The sequence below is a fragment of the Pseudoalteromonas piscicida genome (assembly GCF_002744175.1).
In the GTDB taxonomy this organism is placed as follows: domain Bacteria; phylum Pseudomonadota; class Gammaproteobacteria; order Enterobacterales; family Alteromonadaceae; genus Pseudoalteromonas; species Pseudoalteromonas piscicida_B.
Map to the genome: position 1 here is coordinate 173,313 of NZ_NKHF01000062.1, position 24,952 is coordinate 198,264.

Here is a 24,952-nt window from a genome sequence, read left to right on the forward strand (position 1 = left end):
AGCTGAGTTAAGCGCCTGGACCACATTCCAAACAGTGTTTAATGATGTCTGGGCCAAACTTCAAATTTGCGTTCAGGTTTCTGAGCGCTGTTCTTAAACCTTCTTCTATTACAGGGTGATAAAACGGCATTTCAAGCATTTGGGGCACGGTCATCTTGTTTTGCAGCGCCCAAGCGAGTAAATGGGCGATGTGTTCAGCAGCTGGCCCAACAAATTCAGCCCCTAAGAATAATCCACTGCCTTGCTCAGCATACACTCTCATATACCCTTTGTTCTTTAACATTACTCGGCTTCGGCCTTGGTTTTCAAAGCTTACCTCGCCGATGGCAAAGCAGCCACAATTGCCATATTGCTGCTCTAGCGCTTTATAGTTTGCACCTACCAAAGCTATTTGTGGGTCGCTAAATACCGCTGCAAGTGTTGCGCGGCGTAGTCCTACTCTCACGTCGGGAAAACGACCAGCGTTTTCGCCTGCAATTGTGCCTTGATCTGCAGCTTCATGTAGTAGTGGGATCTGATCACTGGCGTCGCCGGCAATAAAAATGTGGCTGTTGCCTGACCCATCAATACACTGCATGGTATGTGGGTCGGCCAGCGGAGTGCCTCTGTCATCAAGTTCAAGTGTGGTATTTTCTAGCCCGAGATTATCTACATTAGGCACTCGGCCCGTAGCGGCCAATACATAGTCGAATTGCTCCGTTTGCGGGTTACCTTGCTTATCTACATAGGTAAGCTCGGCTTTATCTCCAACTTGCTTCATCTGTGACACTTTGGCATCTGTATCTAGATAAAACCCTTCGCTGAATACCGTGGTCGCATAATCTTTTACGACTGGATCGGTTAGTGGTCCGAGACCGCCACCAACACCAAAAACTTTGACCTTTACACCAAGGCGGTGCAGTGCTTGACCAAGTTCTAGGCCGATCACCCCTGGGCCAAATACCGCCACTGACTGTGGCAGTTCATCCCAGTCAAACACGTTATCGTTAATGACTAAACGGTCGCCAAAGTTATTAAAAGCATTGGGATAGTTAGGTCTTGAGCCTGTGGCGATAACAAAGCGTTTAGCGGTGATCTGGGTATGGTCATCTACTTGCACTGTGTGATTGTCGATAAACTTAGCTTTGCCTTTTAGCTTGTCTTGCTCGGGCAATTCATCAACGGCTTCAACGACAAAGCCAACAAAACGATCTCGCTCACGCTTCACTCTATCCATCACGGTTTTGCCGTCAACTTCAGCAGGTGATACATTCACACCGAATTGGGGAGCGAGTGTTGTTTGATGCGCGGCTTCTGCTGCGGCAATTAGTAGTTTACTGGGCATACAGCCAACACGAGCACAGGTTGTACCATAAACGCCTGACTCCACCATCAGCACATCTCTAGTATATTTTTTGGCATTTCTATAGGCACTAAGACCAGCTGTTCCCGCACCAATCACGACTATGTCAGTGTTTATCTTTTTCATTTTTTGCTCCGAAATCAGAAAGTGTAAACCCCCATGACAGCTAGTCAGTAGCTATTGTGTTTAGTTGTGTAGAGGGGGAACGTGTGACTTGGTGGGGGAGTTCACCAAGTCATTTTGTGAGAAATCAGTGGTTAAGCGAAGTACTCTGCTAAATCGTCTGAGCCGCCAATATGTTTACCACCGATGAATACCTGTGGAACAGTTTCACGGCCAGATAACGCTTTAAGACTAGTCAAAGAGGCTTGTTGTCCTAAAACCAGCTCCTCGTAAGCTAAGCCCTTTTGTTGTAATAGCGCTTTGGCTTTTTCACAGAATGGGCAACCAATCTTACTGATAATGGTAACCGGCTCGGGCTTAATTTGACGAGGGTTAATGTACTCTAACATGGTATCTGCGTCAGAGACTTCAAATGGGTCGCCTGGTTTTTCTGGTTCGATAAACATTTTGTCAATCACCCCATCTTTTACAAGCATCGAATAACGCCAGCTACGTTTGCCGAAACCCAAATCGTTTTTATCTACCAGCATGCCCATGCCATCAGTGAATTCACCATTACCATCTGGAAGTAGCGTGATGTTTTGCGCTTCTTGGTACTGTGCCCAAGCATTCATAACAAAAGTGTCGTTTACCGATAAACATACGATTTCATCAACGCCATTTTGCTTAAATACGCTGGCGAGCTCGTTATAGCGCGGGAGATGCGTAGAAGAACACGTTGGTGTAAAGGCACCAGGTAAAGAAAACACAACAACTGTTTTGCCTTTAAAAATTTCATCAGTGGTAATGTGTTTCCACTCTTCGTTTTCTCTAATTGGGAATGTAACCTGTGGTACACGTTGACCTTCAATATTCTTTAACATTTTGCTTTCCTTCTTAAGTTGATGTAGCCATTATGCCGAGATGTTTTTGATTTGTATAATTGATAGTTGAGATTGAATCGTTCAATAAAATTGATTGTACTCCATTTCTATATTTATCATTGTTGCTTTACTTAACCTGATACCCTACTAATTGGCATAAGGATAGATGAACGAAAGATTATCTGGAGAAAATGCAGCGCTAAGTATCGTGGAATTACCTCAACAGCGGGGCGCTTTTTGGAGTATTACCTGTTTAACCATTAGACCCACCATGCACGCAAGTAAAAGCTTTATTCATACAGGTAGGCATTGAGCGGGAGGATCTGACCCTTTAGCCCGATTCTCCCTGTTAATCTGTTAGTCGTCTAGCTTAACGGTGCCTGCTATTTTATCTATGCTCACAGCACCGGAGCCTGAGTCAGTAATAGTGAGAGAGCCCGCTTTTACGACACGAATGTTGCCAGAACCATCGTCAATTTGAACATGCCCAATGACGTTTTCGATATCGGTATTGCCAGAGCCATCAACGATAGAAACGTTGCCTTTAGCGTCACGCACTCGAATATTACCAGATTCATCATTAATCTTGACGTTGTTGCCACCCTCAATGACCATTGAGCCCGAACCATCTTGGATATTGGCATTACCACTAAAGTTGCGAACGGTAAGATCGCCAGATTCATCTTCAATATCGATATCACTGCCACCGGTGACATAAATATTTCCGGAGCCATCATCGAGGGTTAGCGATGTGGTAAGACCGTTGATGGTGATATCACCAGACCCATCATCAATAATAAGTGTATGCGCGTTGCTGATATGGATATTACCACTACCATCATCAATTTCTGCATCTTGAATATCTTCAAGCGTGATGTTCCCAGAGCCATCATCGAATTTAATCAGCCCCTGAATGTTCTTAATTGTCACATCGCCTGAGCTGTCATCCAGTGTGAGTGCAAGCTCACTTGGCATAGTAATCGTTAAATCGATCCTTGGGCTACTGTCACGATACCATTGCACGCCTGAGCTGGTATCTGCCTCTGCCACGAGTAATGCTGTGCTTCCTGACTTCTTAAGGGAAAGCGCATAATCTTCAGATTCTGTGGTTAACACGACCGCTTCAACTTGGATATCTTGCTGGTTATCTTTACCGCGGATATGAATGTTGCCTGAGGTGGTATTTGCATCCAGTTTGCTGATGTCTGCGGCATTCAGCTGCAGAGACTTATGGAGTGTTTTTGTTGCTGCTGCACTAGGGGAGATATGCACAACGCAGCCTGACAATACACTGAGCGCCACTAGGCTGGTGATGAGTTTTTTCATTATTGTAGTTTCCGTAGTAATGATGTCATGAGGTTACCATTCAGCAATAGTTATACCAGATTAAATTGTATTTAGAATCAATGAATTAAAAATATATTAAGCTAGGCTCTGGTCAAAACCACTAACCTGATTGGTGAGCAAGGCCAAAAAGTGGTCGTACTATTTTTGTCATTTGCTTGTAAATTCGCCCCCTTACACTGGGTTGAAGACTTGTTTATGTTGCGGATGTCCAATGAATGAAGCGAAAAACGCTGCAAAACTACTCGTAGTAAACCCAACCCCATTTCTTGACAGTCATTGCAAGCCAGATGCCGCAATATTCTTAGGTGTTGGGAGTGCAGCAAGTGCGGTAAATTTAGGGTGCTCGTCTTGTGTTTTAACCAGCAAAGGTTTGCCTTGGTTGCTGATAGATTGCGGCTTTGACACGGTATCACGTTACCAACAGCACTTTGCATCATTGCCAGATGCGGTGTTTATTACTCACCTTCATTATGATCATGTTGGTGGGTTAGAGCAGTTGTATTTTCAAGCCGCGTTGAGCCAACATCAAATTACCCTTTACGCTCCAGCAGAGCTTATTGTAGGGTTATGTAATATTCTCGCTTATACCGGGCTGAGCGAAGGAAACTGTGGGGTATGGCAAGTTTTTAGGCTGTTCCCAGTCAGCGATAGTTTTATGCATCGCGGTCAAAGGTTGTATAGTTACCCTGTACGCCATCATGCACCACGTAGCGCATTTTCGCTGCACCTTCCTGGTATCGTGTTTTATAGTGGTGATACCAAAGCGATCCCTGAAATTTTACATCACCGTGTTTGTAATGGTGAAATGATATTCCATGACTGTAATCTTAGTGGTAATCCAAGCCATTGTGGTTTAAATGAGCTTAAAACAAGTTATCGCGCTGACTTGCACAAGTTTATTAGAGTCTATCATTACCAACATAAAAGTGATGTAACGGCATTTGCAGCTGCAGATATTCAAGCTGTTGTCGCTGAACAGGTCATAGCGCTCTAGCGTTAGTATGACGCCAACATGCCTAATACTTGCTCATCTTGAGGGAGTACGTAAAACGCTAACTAACCTGAGGTTTGGATAAGAAATGAGCTAACTCATTGTTTTTAAGTTCACATTAACTAATTTTCTTGTCTAGCCAGAGAGTTTTGGGGATAACTAGGCGAATTTACGCACCAATAGCTGGCTATTGGAAGTGAATTCAACGCCGTTAGCGCTAAAACTGGCTGCTAGAAAGGCATTAGTTATCCGAAGCTCAGGTTAACTACGTTAAAAACTATCCCTAAGTCGCACAACTTTTGCTTTGCCGATATAGATATAGGTATCTTGCCGTGGGCAGGGGCGGAGTTGTCGGTGAGGTTTTTTCACCTCAAAATAGCTCGCTCAATTAAGTAAATTGCTGTGAGAAGAGAGGTAAGTTTTTAACTCTCGCACGAATTCGCTGCCAATTTCGTGGTGTATGGCTTTTATATTTTCAGCACATGCACTGGCGTTGTGATCAAGAGCTGAATATTCAAGTGCTTGTAAATGCTCTGCCAACACCTCGGCGCCCACCGCTTTGGCGGAGGTTTTAAGGTAATGGGCTTCGTCTTTTAACGCTTGAAACTGACCCGCTTGATACGCGGCTTTAATGTTTGCACAGCTTGATTTGGATTGTATCAAAAAGTCGGTATAGAACTTTTTAGCGGTGGCAAAATCATCACCAATCAAATCAATAAGCACTTGTGGGTTGAGCGTTTTAGTCATTGCGTAAAGTCCAAGTTTAGCCATTTGCCTAAGGTGTTTTTAAGCTCTTCTAGTCTAACGGGTTTGCTTACGTAGTCGTTCATACCGCTATCTAGACATAACGCTTTATCTCCTTTCATTGCGGCTCCTGTAACTGCAACAATGGGAATGGCGCTTAACGCTTTACTAGATTCAAACGAGCGAATTAATTTAGTCAATTCATAGCCATCGATTTCGGGCATATGGCAGTCGGTAAGTAGTAGCTGATACTGCTGTTGTTTAAACATCTCTAGTGCTTCTTTACCATTGTTTGCAATGTCGCAAGAAATCCCGAGTCTTGAAAGTTGTTTTACCAGAAGTTTTTGGTTAAATGGATTGTCTTCTGCAAGCAAGATATGTTGCTCACCAGTTTTAACCGTATTGTCTTTAACTTGGTGCTCTGAGTCTTGGTTGAGAGATAAAAGCGCATCGAGTTCGCTCAGATCGTCTAGTTTACCTAACTCTGGTGCCTTATCTTGTTGGCTTGAGCGTTGTAGCTTTGCGAGTAACTGGCTAACAGAGTACTGGGTTTGCGGGGCTAACGGTTTAGGCTTTTGAGTGTCCCATACGCGACTGTCAGTGGTGTCAAGGATACACTCATCAGCAAAGCGTAACTCAGGGAGTGTTGCCTTAGTCAGGGTTGTTTTCACGCTATCTTGTTCAGTGAACACTCGGATGACAGCTGCGCTTTCTGTTTCAGTTATCTCTTCCAAAGAATCTATCACTGTCAGTGTTTTACTGAGATGAGTGCACGCGTTATATAGCTGCTTAAGCGTTGTCTTGCTTTGCCATGGATTGTCGCAAACCCAGTATAGTGTGTTGAAGAGAATGTTTGGGGTTTGTTGTGTCCTTGGACGCCAAATAGGAATGGTAATAGTAAAGGCAGAGCCTTCTCCTAAGTTACTTTTCAATGATACTTTACCGCCCATTAAATCGATGAGTTTGCCACAGATAGCTAGTCCCAACCCGGTGCCTCCATATCTTCTGGTGATTGAACGCTCGGCTTGTGTAAAGGGGGTGAACAGTTTCTTTTGTACATCTGGCGCAATGCCTATGCCGTTGTCTTTAATTTTAAAAATAAGGTGAGATAAGGCAACGCCTTCACAATGCCAATGGACATTAATATTAACCTCAGCGCCCCCTTGGCGGTCGGGGACACTAAATTTGATGGCATTGCTGACGACATTAAATATGATTTGTCTGACGCGCTTTTCATCGCCAATCACTTCCAAGGGAAGTGCAGCATCCTCAAATACGGTCAGTTTTACTGACTTCTCTTTGGCATGGGCTGCGAATGTTTTGAGGATGTTATTCAGCATTTCAGAGGGAGAGAAGGGGTAGCTTTCGAGCTCCATTTTGCCCTGTTCCACTTTTGCCAAATCTAAAATATCATTCAGTATCGAGACTAAATTGTTTGCAGAAATTGATGCTGTTTCTAGTAACTCGCGATTATCTTCATCAAGCTCAGACAGTGCCATCAAGTCTAACGAGCCAATAATGCCATTCATTGGCGTTCTGAGCTCATGGCTCATCATAGATAAAAAGTCGGACTTGGTGCGATTCGCCTGTTCCGCTTTAATGATAGCAGATTCTAGGTCAGCAGTGCGCTCCGCAACTCGCTGCTCTAGTTCTTGATTGATATGCTGCAGTTTTTTCTGAGCGATATATACGTCTGTTTGATCAATTACAACGCCATCAATGCGAGACGGTTTACCTTGGTCATCAAGCCCTACAACGCCTTTAGCGTACACCACGACAATGTCTTTATCATTTAATAAACCTCGATAGCGTTGTTCAAAGATCTCTCCGCTGCTGAGTGACGCTTCAAGTGCCTGAACTACCCGTTGTCTGTCATCAGGGTGTAGCCTGAGTTCCCACTGGTGTAAATTGCCGATATCATCATCAGACAGTTTGAAAATTTGGTTGGCTTGATTGTCCCAGTTCCAAATCCATTGTTGTGCAACACGTATAGCGCGCCAAGTGCCAATCTTTCCGGCTTGCATTGCCAGCTCTTTACTCTCTTCAGCATCATGTAAGGCAACGAGCATATCTTTTTCGTGTGTACAGTCAGCTAAGATCCCATACACACTATGAGTGCGAATACAGTACTTAACCTGTTCTCCTTTAAGTTCAAACCAATGAATTGACCCTCTTACCTCAAGTCTAAATTCAAAATGCAGCATGAGCCCGAGCTCGATATGATGGGCCAAGAGTTCTGCAAATAACGGTTGATCTTCGTGATAAATCATACTTTTTAGGGTTTCCCAATCAAGCTCTGCTGAAGCGGGCAAACCAATCAAAGATTTAAATTTGGGAGAGAAGTATGCGGATTTATTCGCTAGGTCGTAACACCATACGCCAAGGTTGGCACTATTCACTGCATGCCTCAAGATACGAGTTTGTTCGTCTTCCAAGGGATTCTGACAGTAGTAAGCTGAGAGTTCAGCGACATGCACAAAGATTTCATTACTTTCTACATCATAAAAAGAGAGTAAAAACTGGATGTTTGGCGCAGTTCTCAGTGATACCTGCACTAACGATCCATCTGCAATTGACTTTTGCTGTTCCTCAACACAGTGAGGGAACAGAAACAAGTCATCTAAGTGTTGGCCAATAACAGTATTCGTGGCCTTTAATAGCTTTTCTGCCACGGCTGTGGTGTGGCTGACACTCCAGTCTGAAGATACAACCAAAATTGGCATACTGTCTTTTAACGCTGTTAGCATTATGACCCTCCTAAGCTCTCATAAAATAATATAGCAGCTTGTTAGTCGCTTGCTGTATTTATGAACAATCAAATGCCTATAACGGTATGTTTATGTCTTGGTGGGATGTACACGAGTGTCTTTATGAAGTCAGGTAATAGAGTGGGGTCATTATTATTTAACCTGAGGTTTGGATAAGGAATGAGCTAACACCTTGTTTTTAAGATCACATTAAATTATTTATTAATCTAGCCAGAGAGTCGAAAGTGATTATGCGTCAGATGCGTATTCCTGAATAAGGATCAGAGCATTATTATATTTTTAGTAATCCTTTTTTATGTTTTTATGCTTTCCTAGTAGCACTAAAAGCATAGATGTGATAAAAAGTAATCAAATTTAACGAAGAGTGAGCTGGCTTTTCGTTAAAAAGGATTGGTTTTTAGGGAAGACAAATTAATATCAATAGGTTTGTTTATGCCCCACAGAGTATCGCACCCAAGTTCACATACATCGCTGCCACTTGTATTGGTATTGACCGTGTTGTTGTTCATACTCACCCTGTTGAGTTTTCCGAGTAACGGCGATGAACCAGTTGTTGCTATTGCCAAAGTGCAAAATAAGCAATAAGCCAACTTTGTATTTTATCGAAGCGCAAATGATAAATTCTCACTGATTGTAAAACTCGTAATCTTACAAGTGTGACTGGCTTAGTCTTTTGTTAATTAAAACATGGGCTTACTTATACACTCTCCCCGCTATGCCTTTTAGACCCTACACTTTGTCTTTCTTTTTAGCGCTATAATTTGCTTATTATTTCTAACTCGGTATAGTTTGACGTCGGCCAGAGTATATAAAAATATTGTCCACTTTTTGGACATTAAATAAGAGTTGGCTTAGTTCTCAGAGGCAGGTATGCAATTAATTCAGTTAAAGTCAGATGACCCACAAGTAGTGGCAGTGTTTTCTGAAATAGATAAGCTAATGAATAGCTTATATCCGATCGCTAGTGCGCAATCTTTATCAATTGAGGAAATTAACCAACCTAACGTCTATGCTGTTGGATTAAAAAATGATGATGGGATTGTGGCATGTGGTGCGATTGTAAAGCAGTTTGATAAAACGCTATATGGCGAGATCAAGCGGCTTTATGTAAAACCGAGTTACCGAGGTAAGGGATTGTCAAAACGGATCATGCAAATTTTACTTCACTATGCAGGTGAAGCGCAAATTCCTTTAATACGCCTTGAAACAGGCTCTAAACAAACCAACGCCATTAGCTTATATGAAAGCCTTGGTTTTGAACGCTGTGAGCGTTTTGGTATGTATCGCGATAATCCTTTGAGTGTTTTCATGTCTCTTTCACTAAGTGCATAAGTAAAGACGCATTCCTAAAATAGGTATAATGCCGACCAGTACGAATGCCACACTTACCAATCACAGTAGTGTTGCCTAGTTATGTACTACAGAGCTGCGCTGTTCTTCATCGGCTTACTTAATGCTGTGTTTATACTCGCAGCTAACGGTTGCTAGGGCCTATTGATCTCTCAAGTTTGTTTTTGCAGCCGTTTGATTGCCATTTATACAAGGTAAAGCTTGTGTAGCATAGTTATGCTACGTGAGTCAGGGTATAAAGACTTTGTGCTCCTGCAAGGTCACCTTACCCTACATCCTTGTAGGGCAACACAGTAGAAATGCCAATCAAGCGCTGCCCTCAGGAGAACAAAAGTCAAACAGCAAAGGTCAACAGGCTCTAGTGACCTGTAAAAGTAAGTAGCGAAGTTTTTGGCTACTTAAGAGCGGTAACGCCCATATTGTATAGCATAAAGCCATAAATATCGGCGTATTGCTCTATGGTCTTGCTGATAGGCGTTCCCGCACCATGTCCCGCATTTGTTTCAATTCGGATAAGCGTAGGGTTGTCGCCGTTATGCTTACTTTGTAATTCGGCTGCAAATTTATATGAATGTGCCGGTACAACACGATCATCATGGTCGCCCGTAGTTATCAGTGTCGCTGGATAATTTACGCCAGATTTAACATTGTGTACGGGCGAGTAAGCTTTAAGGTATTCGAACATCGCTTTGCTGTCTTGCGCAGTGCCATAATCATAAGCCCATCCAGCACCTGCGGTGAAAGTGTGGTATCGCAACATATCTAGTACACCAACAGCGGGTACAGCAACTTTGAACAAATCCGGACGCTGTAACATCGTCGCACCGACCAACAATCCTCCGTTAGAACCTCCATTGATGGCAAGCTTTTCACTGGATGTGTAGCTTTTTGACACCAAGTATTCACCTGCTGCAATAAAGTCATCAAATACATTTTGTTTTTGCATTTGAGTTCCTGCTTTGTGCCAGTTCTTACCGTATTCACCACCACCACGTAGATTGGCGACTGCATATACGCCACCAAGTTCTAACCATGCGGCTCTTGTGGGACTGAAGTAAGGCGTGAGGCTGGCGTTGAATCCGCCATAACCATATAAAATGGTTGGATTGCTGCCATCCAGCTTAAGCCCTTTTTTATGGGTTATCGTCATCGGTACCCGCGTACCATCTTTTGACTTGTAGAATACTTGTTTTGAGACATAGGCGTCAGAATCAAAGTCTACTTTGTCAGCGTTATGTAATTCACTAGTGCCAGACTTGGGGTGATAAGCAAAAATAGATTTTGGGGTTTTATAGTTGGTGAACGAGTAATACAGCACGTCGTCTTTTTCTTCGCCACTAAAACCGCTCACGCTTCCAACACCCGGAAGTGAGATATCTCGAACTAGCTTGCCATTAAAGTCGTACTGCTTAACGAGTGAAATGGCATCTTTCATGTACGTGGCAAACAGGAAGCCCGCTCCAGTCGATACAGACAAGACGTTTTCAGTTTCTGGGATCACATCTTGCCAGTACTCAGGCTGGGGATGTTTTGCATTTACTTTGACCACGCGGCGGTTTGGAGCTTGTAAATTGGTGCTCAGGAATAAAGTGTCGCCTTCACTGTGGATCACATTGGTGTCTGAGTGAGTATGCGCCAATACGGTGATCCAATCACTATTAGGGTTGCTTAACTCACGAATAAATAGCTTGTTACCCGAGGTTGAGACGGCAGCAGAAATCACCAAGTATTTTTTATCGTCGGTTACATTCGCATAGACATAGCGGTGTTTTTGCGCGTCGGTTGCGCCGAACACCACTTTATCTTGTTGTTGTGTTGTGCCTATTTTGTGGTAGTAGACCTTGTGTTGATCCGTTTTAGCTGAGAGCTCGCTACCTTGAGGTTTATCATAGCTTGAGTAGTAAAACCCGTCGTTACCAAACCATGAAATATCACTAAACTTAACGTCAACTAAGGTTTCACCGACTTGTGCTTTGGTTTCGGTATCTAATACGATGACTTTGCGCCAGTCGCTCCCTCCTTCTGAAATTTGGTAAGCCACAAGAGAAGCGTCTTTACTAAAACTTAAACCAGCAAGAGAAGTTGTGCCATCTTCACTCATTGTATTTGGATCCAAAAAGACTTCGGGTGCCTGTCCTTCCTTTTGACGATACAAGACACTTTGATTTTGTAAGCCATTATTTTTATAGAAATAGGTATAGTTGCCGTGGGTAAAAGGTTGAGAAACGCGTTCGTAATCAAGCAGCTCAGTTAGTCGCTTTGCTATTTCTTGGCGATAAGGGATTTTTGATAAATAGGCTTGAGTTGTGGCATTTTGTGCCTTCACCCAACTTGCTGTTGCTGCACTTTTATCATCTTCAAGCCAGCGATAAGGATCAGCCACGTTAGTGCCAAAATAGTTATCTACAACATTACCTTTTGCCGTCGTCGGATACTTTAGCGATTGGCTCGCCATTGACTTTTCTTGAACCGAATTGTCGTTGCTTACACACCCTGTTAACGCAACTGCTATTGCCGCAGCCATAATACTTTTTATCATTACTACTTCCTCTGGTTTATCTCACGCTGCAATGTTGCCGTCCTTTATTGTTGCTAAGGTGGCTGGGAGCGTGAATTTTTTTATCTCATTCAAAGAATGGCTTGGGATTGTAGAGGTGAAAGTGGGTTTGTCCACAAAATATAGACAGACCCACCAGTAGAGGAGATTAATTCAGGTTGTATTAACTGACTATTCAGATTTTTGCATAAAAATAGTGACTTCGGCCATTACGATACCGAATTTTTCGATGTAGGAACGATTGATTAATGTAGACTGGTCAAACGACCACATCCAATCGTCGAACTTTACTTCGTAGGTAGTATCACCCACAGGCAAGTCCATTCTATATTGCCAGTTCATTGCATTGCCAAAGGTTTCGCCGGAGGCTGTATCGAGAATATCGTCAGCACGACCGCTAAACTGTCCATTCGTTGACTTTTGGATGGTCCAAATGCGAGTTTTTACACCGTCTCCAAGTAAGTATTCGAACGATTCGTCTAGTACTAATTGGTTGTTTTCATCGATAGAGCCTTTGATATTGACTGTAAACTGTTGTACCAAGTTACCATCTCTATCTTGAACGATCCCCCAAGCTTTAATATCGCCCACAAAAAAGGTATAGGGATCAAACTTTGGACTCAAGGAAGTATATTTTCCTCCGTCGATGCCTGAGCTACAAGCTGATAATAGTAGTGCGATGACTACAATGAAAGTATTGCGCATTTTTATCTCCTAAGGCCTAAAAGCTCTGCCCGCATTTGTGGTTCTGATGTTTTTTCGCCAAGCCAGATGTTAAAAAACCAGTGGGTAAAGTCGCTATCTTTCACTTCCCCGATTAGCTCCTGACCTTGGTAGAACTGTGTGTACCCAGCCGGAGTTTTGACCCCAAACAACCTAGTGTTTTTGGATACATCTGGAAAAATCTGCTTCATTTGTGTCAGCCATTGCTGCCCTAAAGTTGGGTTTTCAAATCCTTGTTTTTGCATTTCTTGCAAAGAACGCACTGCAATATCCTTACCGTTTAATGCTCGTAAGTATTTGAGCTCTAAAACAAAAGGCCGTTCTTTCGAGAAGTTGCCTTGTGGTGCGTAAAGACTAGCGTCATAAACGTCCCAAAACAAATACGTCATTCTGCTGGTTTCGCCAACTTGTTTAGGGTTGTCTATAAATTGCGAAACAACATTTTCACTCGCGGTTACCGCAAAACTTTGAAGCAGCACCATTAAACCTATGATTGTCCTTTGCATGTTTGCTATCTCATGTATTCAGGTCGTAGTGTTGTATACGTAGGGAAGGTGGGAACTGTTCACTTTACGCTGAGCCGTTGCCATTGTTATCTTTTAGAGCAATTTGCTATGCTGAGCTCAGTGTTAACTATCGGAGCTACTATGAGCCTGTCTATTCGTCCTGCAGAGATAACAGACGCAGCAACCATCTTGCATTTTATAAATGAACTAGCAATATACGAAAAAGAGCCTGATGCGGTATTGAATTCCGTAGCGGAAATTGAAAAGAAGCTTTTTGGACAAGATGCCAGAGCGCACAGCGTGATCTGTGAGCTTGATGGTCAAGCCATTGGTTTTGCCGTTTACTTCTTTAATTATTCTACATGGTTAGGAAAGCATGGTCTTTACCTTGAAGACTTGTATGTGTCTCAGGACAAACGTGGTGTTGGTGCCGGGAAGGGGATTATGAAATACCTGGCAAGGCTCGCACTAGAAAAAGACTGTGGCCGTTTTGAATGGGTTGTGCTGGACTGGAACAAACCGTCTATCGACTTTTATGAAAGCATCGGTGCAGAGGCCCAGAACGAATGGATAATCTATCGTTTAACTGGGCAAGCATTGATCGACTTTGCTGAAGAGTAATGAGCCGGTGAGCACCTACTTTTAACAGTGCATGTTAGGTGTCGATGTGACCCAAGTCTCGATTTGGGTCTAGCTGATCTCTCACTCGTCTTTTTAGTATTTTTGCTTCGGGAAAGCCATCATCGGCTTTACGACACCAAATTAAGGTGTCGTTAAAGTAAATTTGAAACACCCCTTTACTTGCTGGCGCCAGCGCAACCTGCTGTAAGTCATCAGAGAATGTTGAAAGGAGCTCCTGAGCCAACCATGACGCTCTTAGCATCCACTGGCAAAGTACACAGTAGTGGATCGTGATTACCGGTTTGTTCATAAGGCTTAACTATTGGAAACGTAGAATCTAGATATTACATTGTCTTGATTCACTAGGCTAGCACGGCACTACAATAATGGCTCAGGAGAACTTTTCTCGAGATTTGATTTTTCAGCATTAGGGCGAGCTTATGCCTTTCGCAAAATTAACAAATTCGCTGAATATTGAGTCCTTGATAAGCCTATCCGGTGTGAATGCATAATAGTTTTGGTAAGCACTTTTTATCGTGCCGAGTAAAGTTACATCATAATGCTGTTGTAGCTCAGTTTTGATAGAAAGTGGTGCTGGAAAAATGCCAAAACCTTGATGTCCAAGCGCTTTCATTAATGCGCTATCGTCTACGTGTCCGGCAACTTTAACATCAATCTCTTTTTCTTGTAGCCAGTATTGGATTGCGTTTGTCACAGGGCTATTTTTCGCTGGGAGAATAATAGGTTGATCTTGCAATGAAAGTGGGTAATTAGCGCGTAGGCATTCACAGCTTGAAGTCGAGCCATAAAGGCCAATTTGGCTCTTGCCAATTTCGTGACAAAACACGTTAAAAGGAAGGTTGCTATCTAGTGGCTTATCCGCAAGTACTATGTCTAACTTATGTGTTGCCATCTGAGCGAGCAGCTCTGATTGCTGGCCGTCAATGCAGTGCAGGTTTGCAACTTGTTCATTTTCAATCAGTGGCGCTAACCATTTTGATACCAAGGATTTTGGAATAGAATCCGAAATACCAACCTTCAACGTCCTATGCATTGCGGTTGCACCGTCTTGGGTCGTTTCCAGCCACTCTTTTGCAATTGAGAACATATCGTCCGCATACTGCTTGGTCAAAATACCAAAGTCGGTCAGCCTTAACCCCCTCCCTTCTCTGATAAATAATGGTTTGCCTAGTCGCTCTTCAAGGCTTGATAGTTGAGCACTGATCGTTTGTGGCGTTAGGTGCAACACTTTACTTGCCCTCGCAATACTGCCTTCATTACTCACTTGCCAAAAATAATAAAGATGATTGAAGTTTATGTTCATACAGTTCGTAAAAACCTTATGTTTAGTTAGATATAATCAGCTTTTATCTTTTGTTGAACATTAGTAGATTTGAACTCAAGGCGCAAGTATTAGTTGAGCTAATGGCCTGTAGTAAAGTGGATTAATACTATTATCCCAAAATTTGCTCCAGTATTGATGCGAAAGACTGAGGTAGACATGAAATTAAATTTAATCGGTGTTGATGAACCTATCGGAGCTGCTAGTAAAGTGGCTTTTGTAAAAGCGATCAACGCTGCTTTACATAGATATACGCAGAATATTCGCAAAATTAATGTTCGAATTGAAAAGCAAAAAAGTAAACAAACAGATAAGTTTACTTTGTGTCATTTAGAGTTGTTGTTACCAGGACTACCTACGTTGACAGTTAAAGCTAAAGGTAAAACCTTAATTCAAGCGCTTAATCGTGCATTGCACAACAGCAAGCAAATTTTGAAACAGAATTATTTCAAACTCAGTCAGTAGTGCAGCTTAAAGACTGAGTGGTTCCATTCCCAAGCACTTGCAGTGGCAAGGAAGCCACGCAATTTTTTCTAAAGATCTCAGAATAATTACCGATAAGTTGACCAAAGGAAATCATATCGGCAACCCAAAATGAATGCTAACTTTCTCATTCATACTCCTGTCCAATCCTACACGGCACAAAAAAAGCAGGAGTTAGGCTCGGAAAAATCAGAACAGTCTGAACAACTTGAGCCTCTTCGGCTTTCACAAGAGGAACTGTCAACGCTCTCTGGAGAAGAAATAAAAAAGAAACAAGAAGAAGCAGCACTTCCTCCACACATCCAACAAATGGTAGAGCGTCTTGAAGAGCTGAGAGAGCAGATAAAAGAAGAGCAAAAATTGCTTGATGAATTAAAAGCTAATGACACTTATTCGGATGAAATGAAAGCCGAGTTGGTGACACAAAAGCTTGAACACATAATGGGCATGCAGAATCAAGTTGTGGAGTTGACAAAAAATATCCAAGAAGCATTGAAAAAGGCAGGTATTTCTGACCCTGGTATTTTACTTAAGGCGCTAGCTTAAGAAGCCAACTAATAAAATTTTACCTTGAGCCAAGTTGGGACGCTGACAACAAAGGTCAATTCGCATATTTTCAGCACTATTATACAGTCGTTTGAGCTTTGAAATTGGTTTTGGAACAAGTTGAAGTGTCTTTACGCGTAGACTTCTTCGAGTAATGCCATCTAGGAATGCATAAGAAGTTGAATTGAGTGCCGAGTGGCATGCACTTAACATTTCCTCCGTTATCTGATGCTGATGAATCGCTTCATATCCTGCTTGCTCTGTTAATTTCCCTTTGGATGCCGCTAACACACAAATTGCGTAGACATCGAAAATACCAATTGCGCGGATCTTTTGGCTACTTGGATCTTCGTAAGCGACCATCATGCAAGGTAGGTTATCAGGGTCATATTCCATCTTTTGAACCTGGTACAGTCTTAGATCCGTATCAATATGCTTGTTCATCAGTTTTTCTAGTTGCGCTACTTGAGGTAGTGGCACGCCTTTATGGATGGTATGGATTTTTCTTGTTTTTGTATTCTCTTCTGCTGCTTTTACAAGTGGCATGATCTTATTGTGAAGGTCATCATCCGCGAATGGTTTAGATAGGACAAACTCAGCGCCGTAATCTAATGCCAGTTTTATCTGTTCACGATCGTCCACGGTCGTCACCATCGCCATAGTGACCCCCAACTGCTTTTGCTTAATCGCTTTGACTAGCGCTAACCCAGAAATATCCGGCATGTGCCAATCGGTTAAGACAATATCCGGATGCCAAGTACCAATTACTTTCAGTGCTTCTTTTGCACTCTGAGCCTTTTTGATCAGTAGCTTACGATACCTGAAACGCGCTAAACCACGGTGAATAATTTCCAGTGTTGCAGCGCTGTCGTCTACTAGCAATATTTTCACACATAACCACTTTATTGAAAAATATAGATTTATTATAGGCACGATTTTTAACCAATACTAAACTGAATATAAGAAATTGACGGGTATGCGATATGTTTTTAGACAAACTACCAGCTGATGTATATGTATATATGGCAGTAAACCTAGGGCTTTTGATATTAGCGTTTTGGTTTTACATTTTATTGTTGATGCTCAGAGAGTTTCGGTTAATGGCAAAAGGTGTGAGAGGAGCATCTAATACCGAGCAACAATACATCATTCAATACTGTCGAGATGCCATCAATAAAGCGATGGTGTTTGCCGAGGACAATCAACAAACGATCAAAGAGCTCGCGGTGTTACAAGTCAACCTAGAGCAACAATTGGCCGAGATTAAGCGCTCAACGAAAGGTCAGATATCGGCTGAAGAGCAGGCCAAAATTGACGATCTAAATAGTAAGCTCGCAAAATCACACCGCTTAATCAAAAAGCTTCGCGGTGATCTAGTCAAAAGTGTAGAGCGTCTGAAAGAAACGCGTAAAAAGCTATATGATCAATATGAGTCTACAGAAGCGTTACAAAAAGAAAATGAATCGCTCAAGCAACAATTAGAAGCAACGAAGTCAACAGGTGGGACATCTGAGCAAGAGATAGAACAGTTGGTAGCTACATTTGAAAAAGAAAGACAGGATATGTCCCAAACGATTAACGAATATAAAAGGCAAATAGCCGAGCAGAGCCAAGCATTGCAACAGTTAATGGTCCAAGAGCAAGAAGTTGAAGATGGCCCAAAGCTACAGGCTATCCAAAAAGAACTTGAGCAAACCAGAGATGCGTTGGAACATCTGTCGAAAGAGAAAAAATTTATAGAAAGTAGGTACTTGGAAATTGTCAAAAATCAAAGCGAATAGTTAACAAAATGTTTTATTTTTCGTGACATTTACTTGTGATTTGTGTAAGGTCAAGGCATTAATTTGCCTTAATTGCTTTTGTCTTTAAAGCATGTGATCACAAAATCAAAAAGCAGTGTTTAGAAAGCGGAGGCAATGGTAAAAGGATTACTTCATGGCCTATATCCCAGATACGAGTGCACAAGATTCGGTTTTAGAAAAACCCAAAAATAATAAAGTAATGATGATTGTCGCCAGCATGATAGTGTTGGTATGCCTGTTTTTTTTTACTCCTATTTTAAACCAATGGTTTAGCGGTCAAACTGCTGTTTCTATAGATAAAATTCATATATCAGCTGTAAAAAAAGGCGATTTTGTCAGAGATATATCTGTCCAAGGTAAGGTTGTCGCTGCAAGACGTCCAACTATATACAGTCCTGCTCAGGGCACAGTTACCTATTTAGTTGAGTCTGGAGATAGTGTGGTGGAAGGTCAGACGTTGGCGATGATAGATAGCCCTGAGTTAAAAAGCGAATTTGCTCAGCATCAGGCTGAGTTGAACCGCTTAGATACAGAGCTACAACGTCAAATTATTCAAGCTAAAAAACAAGACTTGGCACAAGAGAATTACATTGGAAAGGCTACCGTAGTGCTAAACGCGGCGAAGCGAGAAATGCGTCGTTCTGAAGATGGTTTAAAAACTCAGGTTGTCAGCGATATAGACTACCAAAAAGCAAAAGATGATCTAGAGAATGCACAACGAGAGTACCGCTTGGCACTCAAGGAAGTTGAATTGCAAAAAGAGAGTCAAAAATTTGAGATTCGTACCAAAGAGCTAGAGCTTGAAGCGCAAAAAGTAAGAGTAGCAGAATTAGCTCGCCAAGTAGATGCGTTAAAAATCTTATCTCCAGTGAGCGGGTTAGTTGGTAACTTGGCAGTGGAACAAAAGAATTCAGTGGCCAAAAATCAACCTTTGCTTAGTGTGGTTGATCTCTCTAAGTATGAAATAGAAGTGCAGATCCCAGAAAGCTATTCTGATGATTTAGCACTCGGTATGATGGCTGAGGTTAATCTAAATGGCGCATTATACAGTGGAGAAATTGTTGCCATCTCCCCAGAAATTGAAAACGGTCGAGTTGCTGGAAAAATTAGATTTAAAGAGGATTCAATTCAGGGGCTTAGGCAAAATCAACGATTAACGAGTAGGATCGTGCTGGAACAAAAACAAAACATTGCGTATCTGCCTCATGGCCAATACTTGGAGGCATACAACGGGCAATTTGCCTATGTTGTGGAAGAAGGGGTCGCGGTAAAAACACCGATACAGATTGGGCTAAAAAGTATTGGTCAAGTAGAGGTACTATCGGGGCTTAGTGTTGGAGATCAGGTTATTACTTCCGATGCTCGGATCTTTAAAGACGCCCCTAGTGTAAAAATTATTCAATAAGGGATCTGCATTATGCTTTCCATGAGTCACCTATCAAAAGCTTACTATACAGATACAATAAAAACTCAAGCTTTGCAGCCATTTGATTTGAACATTGAGCAAGGAGAGTTTGTTGCTGTTATTGGCCCTTCAGGTTCAGGCAAAACTACGTTTTTAAATATCACTGGGCTATTGGAAGATTTTTGTGAAGGTAGTTATGAACTTGATGGTGTCAACGTCGAGACATTGAGTGACAAGGCCAAATCTAAGCTGCGGAATGAAAAAGTGGGCTTTATTTTTCAAAGCTTTAATCTTATTCCAGAGTTAACGCTGTATGACAATGTAGATATGCCGCTACGTTATCGTAAGTTATCTTCGAAAGCCCGTCATGAACGGATAATGGACGCATTAGATAAGGTGGGTCTTGCTTCGCGTAAGGATCATTACCCTGCACAGTTATCTGGTGGGCAGCAACAGCGAGTTGCGATCGCAAGAGCCATTGCTGGTAAACCTTCATTTTTGTTGGCAGATGAGCCGACCGGAAATTTAGACAGTAAGATGGCTGATGGCATTATGGCGCTACTCAAAGACATTAACGCTCAAGGTACAAGTATTGTGATGGTGACCCATGATCCACTGCAGGCTGCAAAAGCACAGCGTGTTATTGAGATCCGAGATGGTGTATTAAGCGAGGCTCAAAAATACGATAAGGCGATTGCTTAAGGGTTAGTTATGTTCGGTTATTATCTTAAATTAGCGCTTATCTCGTTGCGGAAAACACCATTTCTTTCTCTACTAATGATAGCAACGATTGCCATTGGTATAGGCGCGGCCATGACAACCTATACGGTTAGCTATTTACTTGAAAAAGATCCCATTCCTACTAAGAGTGAGCGCTTATTTAACGTACGCCTGAATAGTTTTGGACCTGATAAGCCGTTTAATATTTCTCAAGGAAAGGAGGTACCACCGTCCATCCTTACCTATCAGGATGCAGTCAATTTGCAAAATGCTCAGCAAGGTGTACGACAAACCCCGCTAGGCAGTTTTAAAATGATGACGCGTGGCGTTGAACAGCCAGTTACTGATGCAAAAATGACCGCTATTAGGAGCGCATATCGAGATATGTTTAGCATGTTCGAAGTACCATTTAAATTTGGTAGTGCTTGGGACGAAACCGCTGATAGAGATGGTTTACAGGTTGCGGTGATTAGCAGCGAACTAAACGAAAAACTGTTTAATGGTGAGAATTCTGTAGGTAGATCATTGCTTATCGGTGAATATCAGTATCAGATTGTTGGAGTCACCGACAACTGGTATCCCGTACCCAAATTCTTCGATTACAGAACTCGAGCTTATAACAAGCCTAGAGATATCATTATTCCCTTTCAATCCCAAATAAATAATGCACTTTGGACTAGCTCTGACGTATCATTTTTGTGTTGGAAGGAGCCAACAGATGAGTCCTTTTCGGCTATCCTCGCTTCTGAATGCGTATGGGTATCTTATTGGGTTGAACTCGACTCTGCACAAGCAAAAGACCGCTATGTCGAGTTTTTGGTCAATTACTCCAATGAGCAACGGCAATATGGACGTTTTCTTCGTGACCCGCTGCACCAACTTCTTAATGTAAGAGAAAACCTAGTAGACAGAAAAATCATCAAAGATGATGGAAATGTAGCGGTGTGGCTGGCATTCGCATTTCTTGTTGTTTGCCTATTAAACTGTATGGCGATGATGGTAGCTAAGTTTCATACAAAAACGGGTGAGGTAGGGCTACGTAGAGCGGTAGGTGCATCTAAGCAAGATATTATTGCGCAGTTCACTGTTGAAACATGCATTATTGGCTTACTTGGTGGATTACTCGGTTTACTCTTTGCTCAGATTGGTCTTGAGTTTACTGCTCAGCTATATAGCCACCTTTACGCTGAAATGCTCGAAATGACGTTAGGTATAGTGATAATGACTGTTTTATTAGCAGTAGCCTGTGCTATGGCGTTTGGTCTCGTTCCTACTATACAGGCTGCCAGTGTGCAGCCATCAAGCCAGCTGAAAAGCCTGTAGGAGTTAAGCATGAAAGACCTATTACCCATTTTAAAGACCTTTAAGAAAAACAAAGTGTCTCCATTGCTATTGATCCTCCAGATTGCATTGACATTTACCATCTTAGTTAACGCTATCTTTATGATGGTAACGAAAGAGCAGGAGCTAGTACAACCAACGGGGCTGGCTGAAAATCAGCTATTTAGCTTTAGTACTAACCTAGAAGGTACTAATGAGGAGAAGAGGGCGGCGTTAGACGCGGACCTTGCTGACATTAAAGCCTTAGCCAGTGTAGAGAGTGTGAGTACGATAACCAGTATGCCATTGACTAACTGGGGGCGTTCGTTGGCTGTAGGCATGACCTCTGAGAAAGATGAACGTGTCACACATGCTGGTTATTACGGCTCTGATAATACGATTGTAAAAACGTTAGGACTGCGGGTGGTTGCTGGTAGAAACATACAACACAATGATGTTGTGCATAAGTATTATGATGGTCATACAGAGTCAGCGAGTGTGTTAATCTCTCAGGATCTTGCACAAAAAATCCGTCCAAGTGACTGGCGTAGTGTAGTTGGTGAAACCATTTATGTAGAGTTTGTTCCGCAAAAGGTAGTTGGTATCGTCGAAACGATGAAGTCCCCTTGGCGCTTTTGGTATGCGTATGACATGGCTGTGATCAGTTCGGTGAGAGAACACTATGAGCAAAGTATGATTGTTGTAAAAGCCAAGCTTGGACAACGAGAGATTGCAATGCAAGAAGTGCATCAGCTGTTAGTTAAAAAACCAGGACGGCAAATTGATGGATTTAAATCTTTTGAACAGATAAAAACTGAAAACCTACAAGCTGACTATGCGGTGAGCCAAACTCTCAAAGGAGTTATCGCCGCATTGGCATGTGTAACCATTTTAGGAATTTTTGGTCAGGCGCGTTACACCGTATTAAAGCGCAACAAGCAAATTGGTACGCGCAGAGCTCTAGGTGCAACGCGTGGTGATATATTGCGTTACTTTATGATTGAAAACGCTGTTGTGTCTTTATTGGGTGTCTTGCTTGGGATGATTATTGCGATTATAGCAAATATTTATTTAGTCAATTACTTTGGTCTCACCAGTGTTCCTGGTGATTATTTGATAGCAGGAGCTGTGGTGATGATGATTGCAGGTCAGCTTGCTGTAGGGTATCCAGCCATGATCGCTGCAAGAGTATCCCCCGCGATTGCTACTCGTACTGCCTAACGCATTGTTTTCAGGCAAGTGCTTGTGACGCACTTGCCTACTCAGTTTCAAGTGCTTCGTAACTTTGCTAGAATTATAGCTGGAGGCTTGAAACATTATGCTTAAAATCTCAAATAACGTCACACTTGCATCATGGGAGCTCGACATTTCTGCTATTCGTGCGCAAGGCGCTGGCGGGCAAAATGTCAACAAAGTCTCAAGCGCCATTCATTTAAGGTTTGATATCCATCGCTCAACCTTACCTGCGTTTTACAAAGAGCGCCTGCTAGCACTTAAAGACTCGAGGATCACCAAAGAAGGCGTGATTGTGCTGAAAGCGCAAAGTTTTCGTACTCAAGAGCAAAATAGAGAAGATGCATTAGCGCGATTAAAAGCACTTATTTTAGAGGCGACTAAAGTAGAAAAGGCTCGTCGGGCAACAAAGCCTACAAAGGGCTCGCAGAAGAAACGTCTTAATCAAAAGACCAAACGTGGTCAAACTAAAGCGCTGAGGGGCTCGGTAAATTGGTAATAGGCCATATCATTTATCGTATATGTATTAAGCGATTTTGTCTCAGTCACTACTTAATTCACTCTTAAACCAATTACACAAACGATACAAAAGCACCAGTTTCAAATCGAGCTTATTGATATTGTTTTACCGCGCCATGAGCTGGTGAAACTAGCAGAACTCATTGATTGACAGCGCTTAGAGGTCGAATTTAAATAGCACTATGGCGATAAAGGCGCAGGTGCCAAGCCTATCCGTCTACTTGCGGGTCTCGAATACCTGAAACAAAGTCAAAAATTGTCTGACAAAAACACGGTGACCATGTGGTACGAAAACCCGTGTTGCCAATATTCTTGTGGCATGCGGTTTGTTACGCCTGGACTGCCTTGTTTTGTTCGGTGACACTATTACGATAAGTGAACGTAGACAGCACAAAAAGTAGCGCGCTATACCCATGCTAAGCAATTTAAACGCATGAAGAAATCACGGAAAACAGAAAACTATCTCAGACGGGTGATGAAATATATCTTGAGGAAAATCACCGAACAACAAAGCCAAGAGTTTATCCATGCCCTACAATAGACTGAGCGGCTATTAAAGCAAGAAAAAACGAGTAAAAACAAACTCTATAGCCAACATAAACCCGGTGTTAAATGTATTTCTAAGGGAAAAAGCGAGGAGCCGTATGAGTTTGGTCTTAAAGTGAGTGTCGCAACCACATTGTATGAGAGCACACCACAAACTTCTCTCACCCTGTTATTCGATATAGTAAGGAGTTTAATGAAGTGTGAATATTTTGTGTTGATCTGTGGTTTTTTATTGTGTACCTTTTATACAAGTATACAAGGATTGCTTTTATAAGGTGACAAGGAAGGATGAAGCTGCTCAACAGGTTATTCGTGCTAGGGGTGTTTATTTCTGCGTGTGTTTCTCAATATGCGCAGGCAAAAACTTTTAATCTTGATGAAGGTAAAGACCATTATCATGGTCCAATGGAAGATGGACTAAGCAATAAATTTATTCGTTCGGTCATTGTCCCCCCTCAGCATGGAACTTTTCAAAAGGTACTTGAAACATCCGATGGTAGGGCAGTAATGGTTAGGTATATACCCAACCAAGACTTTTGTGGCAGAGATTCTTTTCAATATGAAATAGTATCTCCGTCTGAATATATACCATCAGACCCCCGTCCAGACCCACCCGCTGAGGCATATACTGCCAAACCTGAAAACTTGATTGCAACAACTAGGAAATATTCCACTTCTGATTATCGCCCCTTTAGTTTAGGCCCAGTTAAATATACTGTAGATTATATAGAAACAGTAACCTACAACGTACGTTGTATAAATGACCCGACCTTATTGGAACTGCCAAGTTCGGTAGATGTAAATGTTGGAGGCACAAAAACGGTAGATATTCATGCCAGTGATGTGGACTCCTCCGACTTTTCAATCGCGGTTGTGTCTAGCAGTAACAGCGCACTTTTGCCCATTGGGAATATCACGTTAACGCAAAACGAGCAAATACGTTACGAGGGCGGGCTGTATCAAGCCTCGTGGCAAATGAATATTAAGCCGCTCGCTGATATGGCTGGATACGCCACTGTTCAGTTACAATCTACAGACAGTGCGGGGCTTACTAAAACCTATACAGTAGATATTTATGTCCGGCCATTCAAATTTTCAAAT

The 24,952-nt window shown here is 42.3% G+C and carries 24 protein-coding genes; 13 read left to right on the forward strand and 11 right to left on the reverse strand.

The genetic code is table 11. The annotated features are described in order from the left end of the window. Nucleotides 1-7 precede the first annotated feature (7 nt). Nucleotides 8-1,468, reverse strand: a complete 1,461-nt coding sequence (locus CEX98_RS14185; protein ID WP_099642711.1) for a dihydrolipoyl dehydrogenase — start codon at nt 1,466-1,468, stop codon at nt 8-10. 131 nt (nt 1,469-1,599) lie between these two features. Continuing rightward, nucleotides 1,600-2,328: a glutathione peroxidase gene (locus tag CEX98_RS14190; RefSeq protein WP_099642712.1), complete on the reverse strand. Its 729-nt coding sequence runs from the start codon at nt 2,326-2,328 to the stop codon at nt 1,600-1,602. A 166-nt stretch (nt 2,329-2,494) separates the two neighbouring features. On the opposite strand from CEX98_RS14190, the gene CEX98_RS22895 reads away from it, so the two are divergent. Beyond that, the gene (locus CEX98_RS22895; RefSeq protein ID WP_172439774.1) at nt 2,495-2,641 is read left to right on the forward strand and encodes a hypothetical protein; all 147 of its coding nucleotides are present in this window, start codon (nt 2,495-2,497) and stop codon (nt 2,639-2,641) included. 44 nt (nt 2,642-2,685) lie between these two features. On the opposite strand, the gene CEX98_RS14195 is transcribed toward CEX98_RS22895, so the two are convergent. After that, nucleotides 2,686-3,654, reverse strand: a complete 969-nt coding sequence (locus tag CEX98_RS14195) for a hypothetical protein (RefSeq protein WP_099642713.1) — start codon at nt 3,652-3,654, stop codon at nt 2,686-2,688. A gap of 232 nt (nt 3,655-3,886) precedes the next feature. Between CEX98_RS14195 and CEX98_RS14200 the strand changes: the two genes are divergently transcribed. Further along, entirely contained in the window at nt 3,887-4,669 is a 783-nt protein-coding gene (locus CEX98_RS14200; protein ID WP_099642714.1) for an MBL fold metallo-hydrolase, read from the forward strand. 381 nt (nt 4,670-5,050) lie between these two features. On the opposite strand, the gene CEX98_RS14205 is transcribed toward CEX98_RS14200, so the two are convergent. After that, nucleotides 5,051-5,413: an Hpt domain-containing protein gene (locus CEX98_RS14205; protein WP_099642715.1), complete on the reverse strand. Its 363-nt coding sequence runs from the start codon at nt 5,411-5,413 to the stop codon at nt 5,051-5,053. Continuing rightward, nucleotides 5,410-8,157, reverse strand: a complete 2,748-nt coding sequence (locus CEX98_RS14210; protein ID WP_099642716.1) for an ATP-binding protein — start codon at nt 8,155-8,157, stop codon at nt 5,410-5,412. The genes CEX98_RS14205 and CEX98_RS14210 overlap by 4 nt, the downstream gene beginning before the upstream one ends. 891 nt (nt 8,158-9,048) lie before the next feature. Between CEX98_RS14210 and CEX98_RS14215 the strand changes: the two genes are divergently transcribed. After that, the gene (locus tag CEX98_RS14215) at nt 9,049-9,510 is read left to right on the forward strand and encodes a GNAT family N-acetyltransferase (protein WP_099642717.1); all 462 of its coding nucleotides are present in this window, start codon (nt 9,049-9,051) and stop codon (nt 9,508-9,510) included. Nucleotides 9,511-9,922: 412 nt separating this feature from the next. Here the strand turns inward: CEX98_RS14215 and CEX98_RS14220 are convergent, their stop codons facing one another. The 3 genes from CEX98_RS14220 to CEX98_RS14230 all read right to left on the reverse strand — a co-directional run bounded on the left by CEX98_RS14220 (nt 9,923) and on the right by CEX98_RS14230 (nt 13,314). Beyond that, nucleotides 9,923-12,067, reverse strand: a complete 2,145-nt coding sequence (locus tag CEX98_RS14220; RefSeq protein ID WP_099642718.1) for a prolyl oligopeptidase family serine peptidase — start codon at nt 12,065-12,067, stop codon at nt 9,923-9,925. A gap of 189 nt (nt 12,068-12,256) precedes the next feature. Then, the gene (locus CEX98_RS14225) at nt 12,257-12,790 is read right to left on the reverse strand and encodes a DUF3833 domain-containing protein (protein WP_099642719.1); all 534 of its coding nucleotides are present in this window, start codon (nt 12,788-12,790) and stop codon (nt 12,257-12,259) included. Nucleotides 12,791-12,792: 2 nt separating this feature from the next. Further along, nucleotides 12,793-13,314: a chalcone isomerase family protein gene (locus CEX98_RS14230; RefSeq protein ID WP_099642720.1), complete on the reverse strand. Its 522-nt coding sequence runs from the start codon at nt 13,312-13,314 to the stop codon at nt 12,793-12,795. A 141-nt stretch (nt 13,315-13,455) separates the two neighbouring features. On the opposite strand from CEX98_RS14230, the gene CEX98_RS14235 reads away from it, so the two are divergent. Next, the gene (locus CEX98_RS14235) at nt 13,456-13,935 is read left to right on the forward strand and encodes a GNAT family N-acetyltransferase (protein WP_099642721.1); all 480 of its coding nucleotides are present in this window, start codon (nt 13,456-13,458) and stop codon (nt 13,933-13,935) included. A gap of 34 nt (nt 13,936-13,969) precedes the next feature. Here CEX98_RS14235 and CEX98_RS14240 read toward each other — a convergent pair whose 3' ends face one another. Together CEX98_RS14240 and nhaR are read right to left on the reverse strand one after the other, a co-directional pair. After that, nucleotides 13,970-14,245: a SelT/SelW/SelH family protein gene (locus tag CEX98_RS14240; RefSeq protein WP_099642722.1), complete on the reverse strand. Its 276-nt coding sequence runs from the start codon at nt 14,243-14,245 to the stop codon at nt 13,970-13,972. A gap of 117 nt (nt 14,246-14,362) precedes the next feature. Further along, a complete protein-coding gene (gene nhaR, locus CEX98_RS14245) occupies nt 14,363-15,259 on the reverse strand; it encodes a transcriptional activator NhaR (protein WP_099642723.1) in 897 nt (298 codons plus the stop codon). 177 nt (nt 15,260-15,436) lie between these two features. Here nhaR and CEX98_RS14250 point away from each other — a divergent pair, with 177 nt between their 5' ends. Together CEX98_RS14250 and CEX98_RS14255 are read left to right on the forward strand one after the other, a co-directional pair. Next, nucleotides 15,437-15,742: a hypothetical protein gene (locus CEX98_RS14250; protein ID WP_242441707.1), complete on the forward strand. Its 306-nt coding sequence runs from the start codon at nt 15,437-15,439 to the stop codon at nt 15,740-15,742. A gap of 129 nt (nt 15,743-15,871) precedes the next feature. After that, nucleotides 15,872-16,306, forward strand: a complete 435-nt coding sequence (locus CEX98_RS14255; RefSeq protein ID WP_099642725.1) for a hypothetical protein — start codon at nt 15,872-15,874, stop codon at nt 16,304-16,306. On the opposite strand, the gene CEX98_RS14260 is transcribed toward CEX98_RS14255, so the two are convergent. Beyond that, entirely contained in the window at nt 16,298-17,197 is a 900-nt protein-coding gene (locus tag CEX98_RS14260; RefSeq protein ID WP_099642726.1) for a response regulator, read from the reverse strand. The genes CEX98_RS14255 and CEX98_RS14260 overlap by 9 nt on opposite strands. Before the next feature lie 92 nt (nt 17,198-17,289). Here CEX98_RS14260 and CEX98_RS14265 point away from each other — a divergent pair, with 92 nt between their 5' ends. The 7 genes from CEX98_RS14265 to CEX98_RS14295 form a co-directional block, all read left to right on the forward strand. Further along, the gene (locus CEX98_RS14265; RefSeq protein WP_099642727.1) at nt 17,290-18,087 is read left to right on the forward strand and encodes a chromosome partitioning protein ParA; all 798 of its coding nucleotides are present in this window, start codon (nt 17,290-17,292) and stop codon (nt 18,085-18,087) included. A gap of 154 nt (nt 18,088-18,241) precedes the next feature. Continuing rightward, on the forward strand, nt 18,242-19,513 hold the full coding sequence (locus tag CEX98_RS14270) for an efflux RND transporter periplasmic adaptor subunit (RefSeq protein WP_099642728.1): 1,272 nt from the start codon (nt 18,242-18,244) through the stop codon (nt 19,511-19,513). A 12-nt stretch (nt 19,514-19,525) separates the two neighbouring features. Next, a complete protein-coding gene (locus CEX98_RS14275; protein ID WP_099642729.1) occupies nt 19,526-20,215 on the forward strand; it encodes an ABC transporter ATP-binding protein in 690 nt (229 codons plus the stop codon). Between the two features lie 9 nt (nt 20,216-20,224). After that, on the forward strand, nt 20,225-21,556 hold the full coding sequence (locus tag CEX98_RS14280) for an ABC transporter permease (RefSeq protein ID WP_099642730.1): 1,332 nt from the start codon (nt 20,225-20,227) through the stop codon (nt 21,554-21,556). Nucleotides 21,557-21,565: 9 nt separating this feature from the next. Continuing rightward, nucleotides 21,566-22,774: an ABC transporter permease gene (locus tag CEX98_RS14285; RefSeq protein ID WP_099642731.1), complete on the forward strand. Its 1,209-nt coding sequence runs from the start codon at nt 21,566-21,568 to the stop codon at nt 22,772-22,774. Nucleotides 22,775-22,871: 97 nt separating this feature from the next. Beyond that, entirely contained in the window at nt 22,872-23,285 is a 414-nt protein-coding gene (gene arfB / locus CEX98_RS14290) for an alternative ribosome rescue aminoacyl-tRNA hydrolase ArfB (protein WP_099642732.1), read from the forward strand. An 854-nt stretch (nt 23,286-24,139) separates the two neighbouring features. Then, a partial coding sequence (locus CEX98_RS14295) for a hypothetical protein (protein ID WP_143484343.1) occupies nt 24,140-24,952 on the forward strand: 813 nt, incomplete at its 3' end.

What these genes read in the sequence shown, in the direction of transcription:
- nhaR (WP_099642723.1), bottom strand. Translation starts at nt 15,259, where the DNA reads ATGAACATAAACTTCAATCATCTTTATTATTTTTGGCAAGTGAGTAAT.
- CEX98_RS14210 (WP_099642716.1), bottom strand. Translation starts at nt 8,157, where the DNA reads ATGCTAACAGCGTTAAAAGACAGTATGCCAATTTTGGTTGTATCTTCA.
- CEX98_RS14240 (WP_099642722.1), bottom strand. Translation starts at nt 14,245, where the DNA reads ATGAACAAACCGGTAATCACGATCCACTACTGTGTACTTTGCCAGTGG.
- CEX98_RS14255 (WP_099642725.1), top strand. Translation starts at nt 15,872, where the DNA reads ATGAATGCTAACTTTCTCATTCATACTCCTGTCCAATCCTACACGGCA.
- arfB (WP_099642732.1), top strand. Translation starts at nt 22,872, where the DNA reads ATGCTTAAAATCTCAAATAACGTCACACTTGCATCATGGGAGCTCGAC.
- CEX98_RS14285 (WP_099642731.1), top strand. Translation starts at nt 21,566, where the DNA reads ATGAAAGACCTATTACCCATTTTAAAGACCTTTAAGAAAAACAAAGTG.
- CEX98_RS14225 (WP_099642719.1), bottom strand. Translation starts at nt 12,790, where the DNA reads ATGCGCAATACTTTCATTGTAGTCATCGCACTACTATTATCAGCTTGT.
- CEX98_RS14280 (WP_099642730.1), top strand. Translation starts at nt 20,225, where the DNA reads ATGTTCGGTTATTATCTTAAATTAGCGCTTATCTCGTTGCGGAAAACA.
- CEX98_RS14250 (WP_242441707.1), top strand. Translation starts at nt 15,437, where the DNA reads ATGAAATTAAATTTAATCGGTGTTGATGAACCTATCGGAGCTGCTAGT.
- CEX98_RS14275 (WP_099642729.1), top strand. Translation starts at nt 19,526, where the DNA reads ATGCTTTCCATGAGTCACCTATCAAAAGCTTACTATACAGATACAATA.
- CEX98_RS14195 (WP_099642713.1), bottom strand. Translation starts at nt 3,654, where the DNA reads ATGAAAAAACTCATCACCAGCCTAGTGGCGCTCAGTGTATTGTCAGGC.
- CEX98_RS14190 (WP_099642712.1), bottom strand. Translation starts at nt 2,328, where the DNA reads ATGTTAAAGAATATTGAAGGTCAACGTGTACCACAGGTTACATTCCCA.
- CEX98_RS14205 (WP_099642715.1), bottom strand. Translation starts at nt 5,413, where the DNA reads ATGACTAAAACGCTCAACCCACAAGTGCTTATTGATTTGATTGGTGAT.
- CEX98_RS22895 (WP_172439774.1), top strand. Translation starts at nt 2,495, where the DNA reads ATGAACGAAAGATTATCTGGAGAAAATGCAGCGCTAAGTATCGTGGAA.
- CEX98_RS14270 (WP_099642728.1), top strand. Translation starts at nt 18,242, where the DNA reads ATGGCCTATATCCCAGATACGAGTGCACAAGATTCGGTTTTAGAAAAA.
- CEX98_RS14265 (WP_099642727.1), top strand. Translation starts at nt 17,290, where the DNA reads ATGTTTTTAGACAAACTACCAGCTGATGTATATGTATATATGGCAGTA.
- CEX98_RS14200 (WP_099642714.1), top strand. Translation starts at nt 3,887, where the DNA reads ATGAATGAAGCGAAAAACGCTGCAAAACTACTCGTAGTAAACCCAACC.
- CEX98_RS14230 (WP_099642720.1), bottom strand. Translation starts at nt 13,314, where the DNA reads ATGCAAAGGACAATCATAGGTTTAATGGTGCTGCTTCAAAGTTTTGCG.
- CEX98_RS14185 (WP_099642711.1), bottom strand. Translation starts at nt 1,468, where the DNA reads ATGAAAAAGATAAACACTGACATAGTCGTGATTGGTGCGGGAACAGCT.
- CEX98_RS14215 (WP_099642717.1), top strand. Translation starts at nt 9,049, where the DNA reads ATGCAATTAATTCAGTTAAAGTCAGATGACCCACAAGTAGTGGCAGTG.
- CEX98_RS14235 (WP_099642721.1), top strand. Translation starts at nt 13,456, where the DNA reads ATGAGCCTGTCTATTCGTCCTGCAGAGATAACAGACGCAGCAACCATC.
- CEX98_RS14220 (WP_099642718.1), bottom strand. Translation starts at nt 12,067, where the DNA reads ATGATAAAAAGTATTATGGCTGCGGCAATAGCAGTTGCGTTAACAGGG.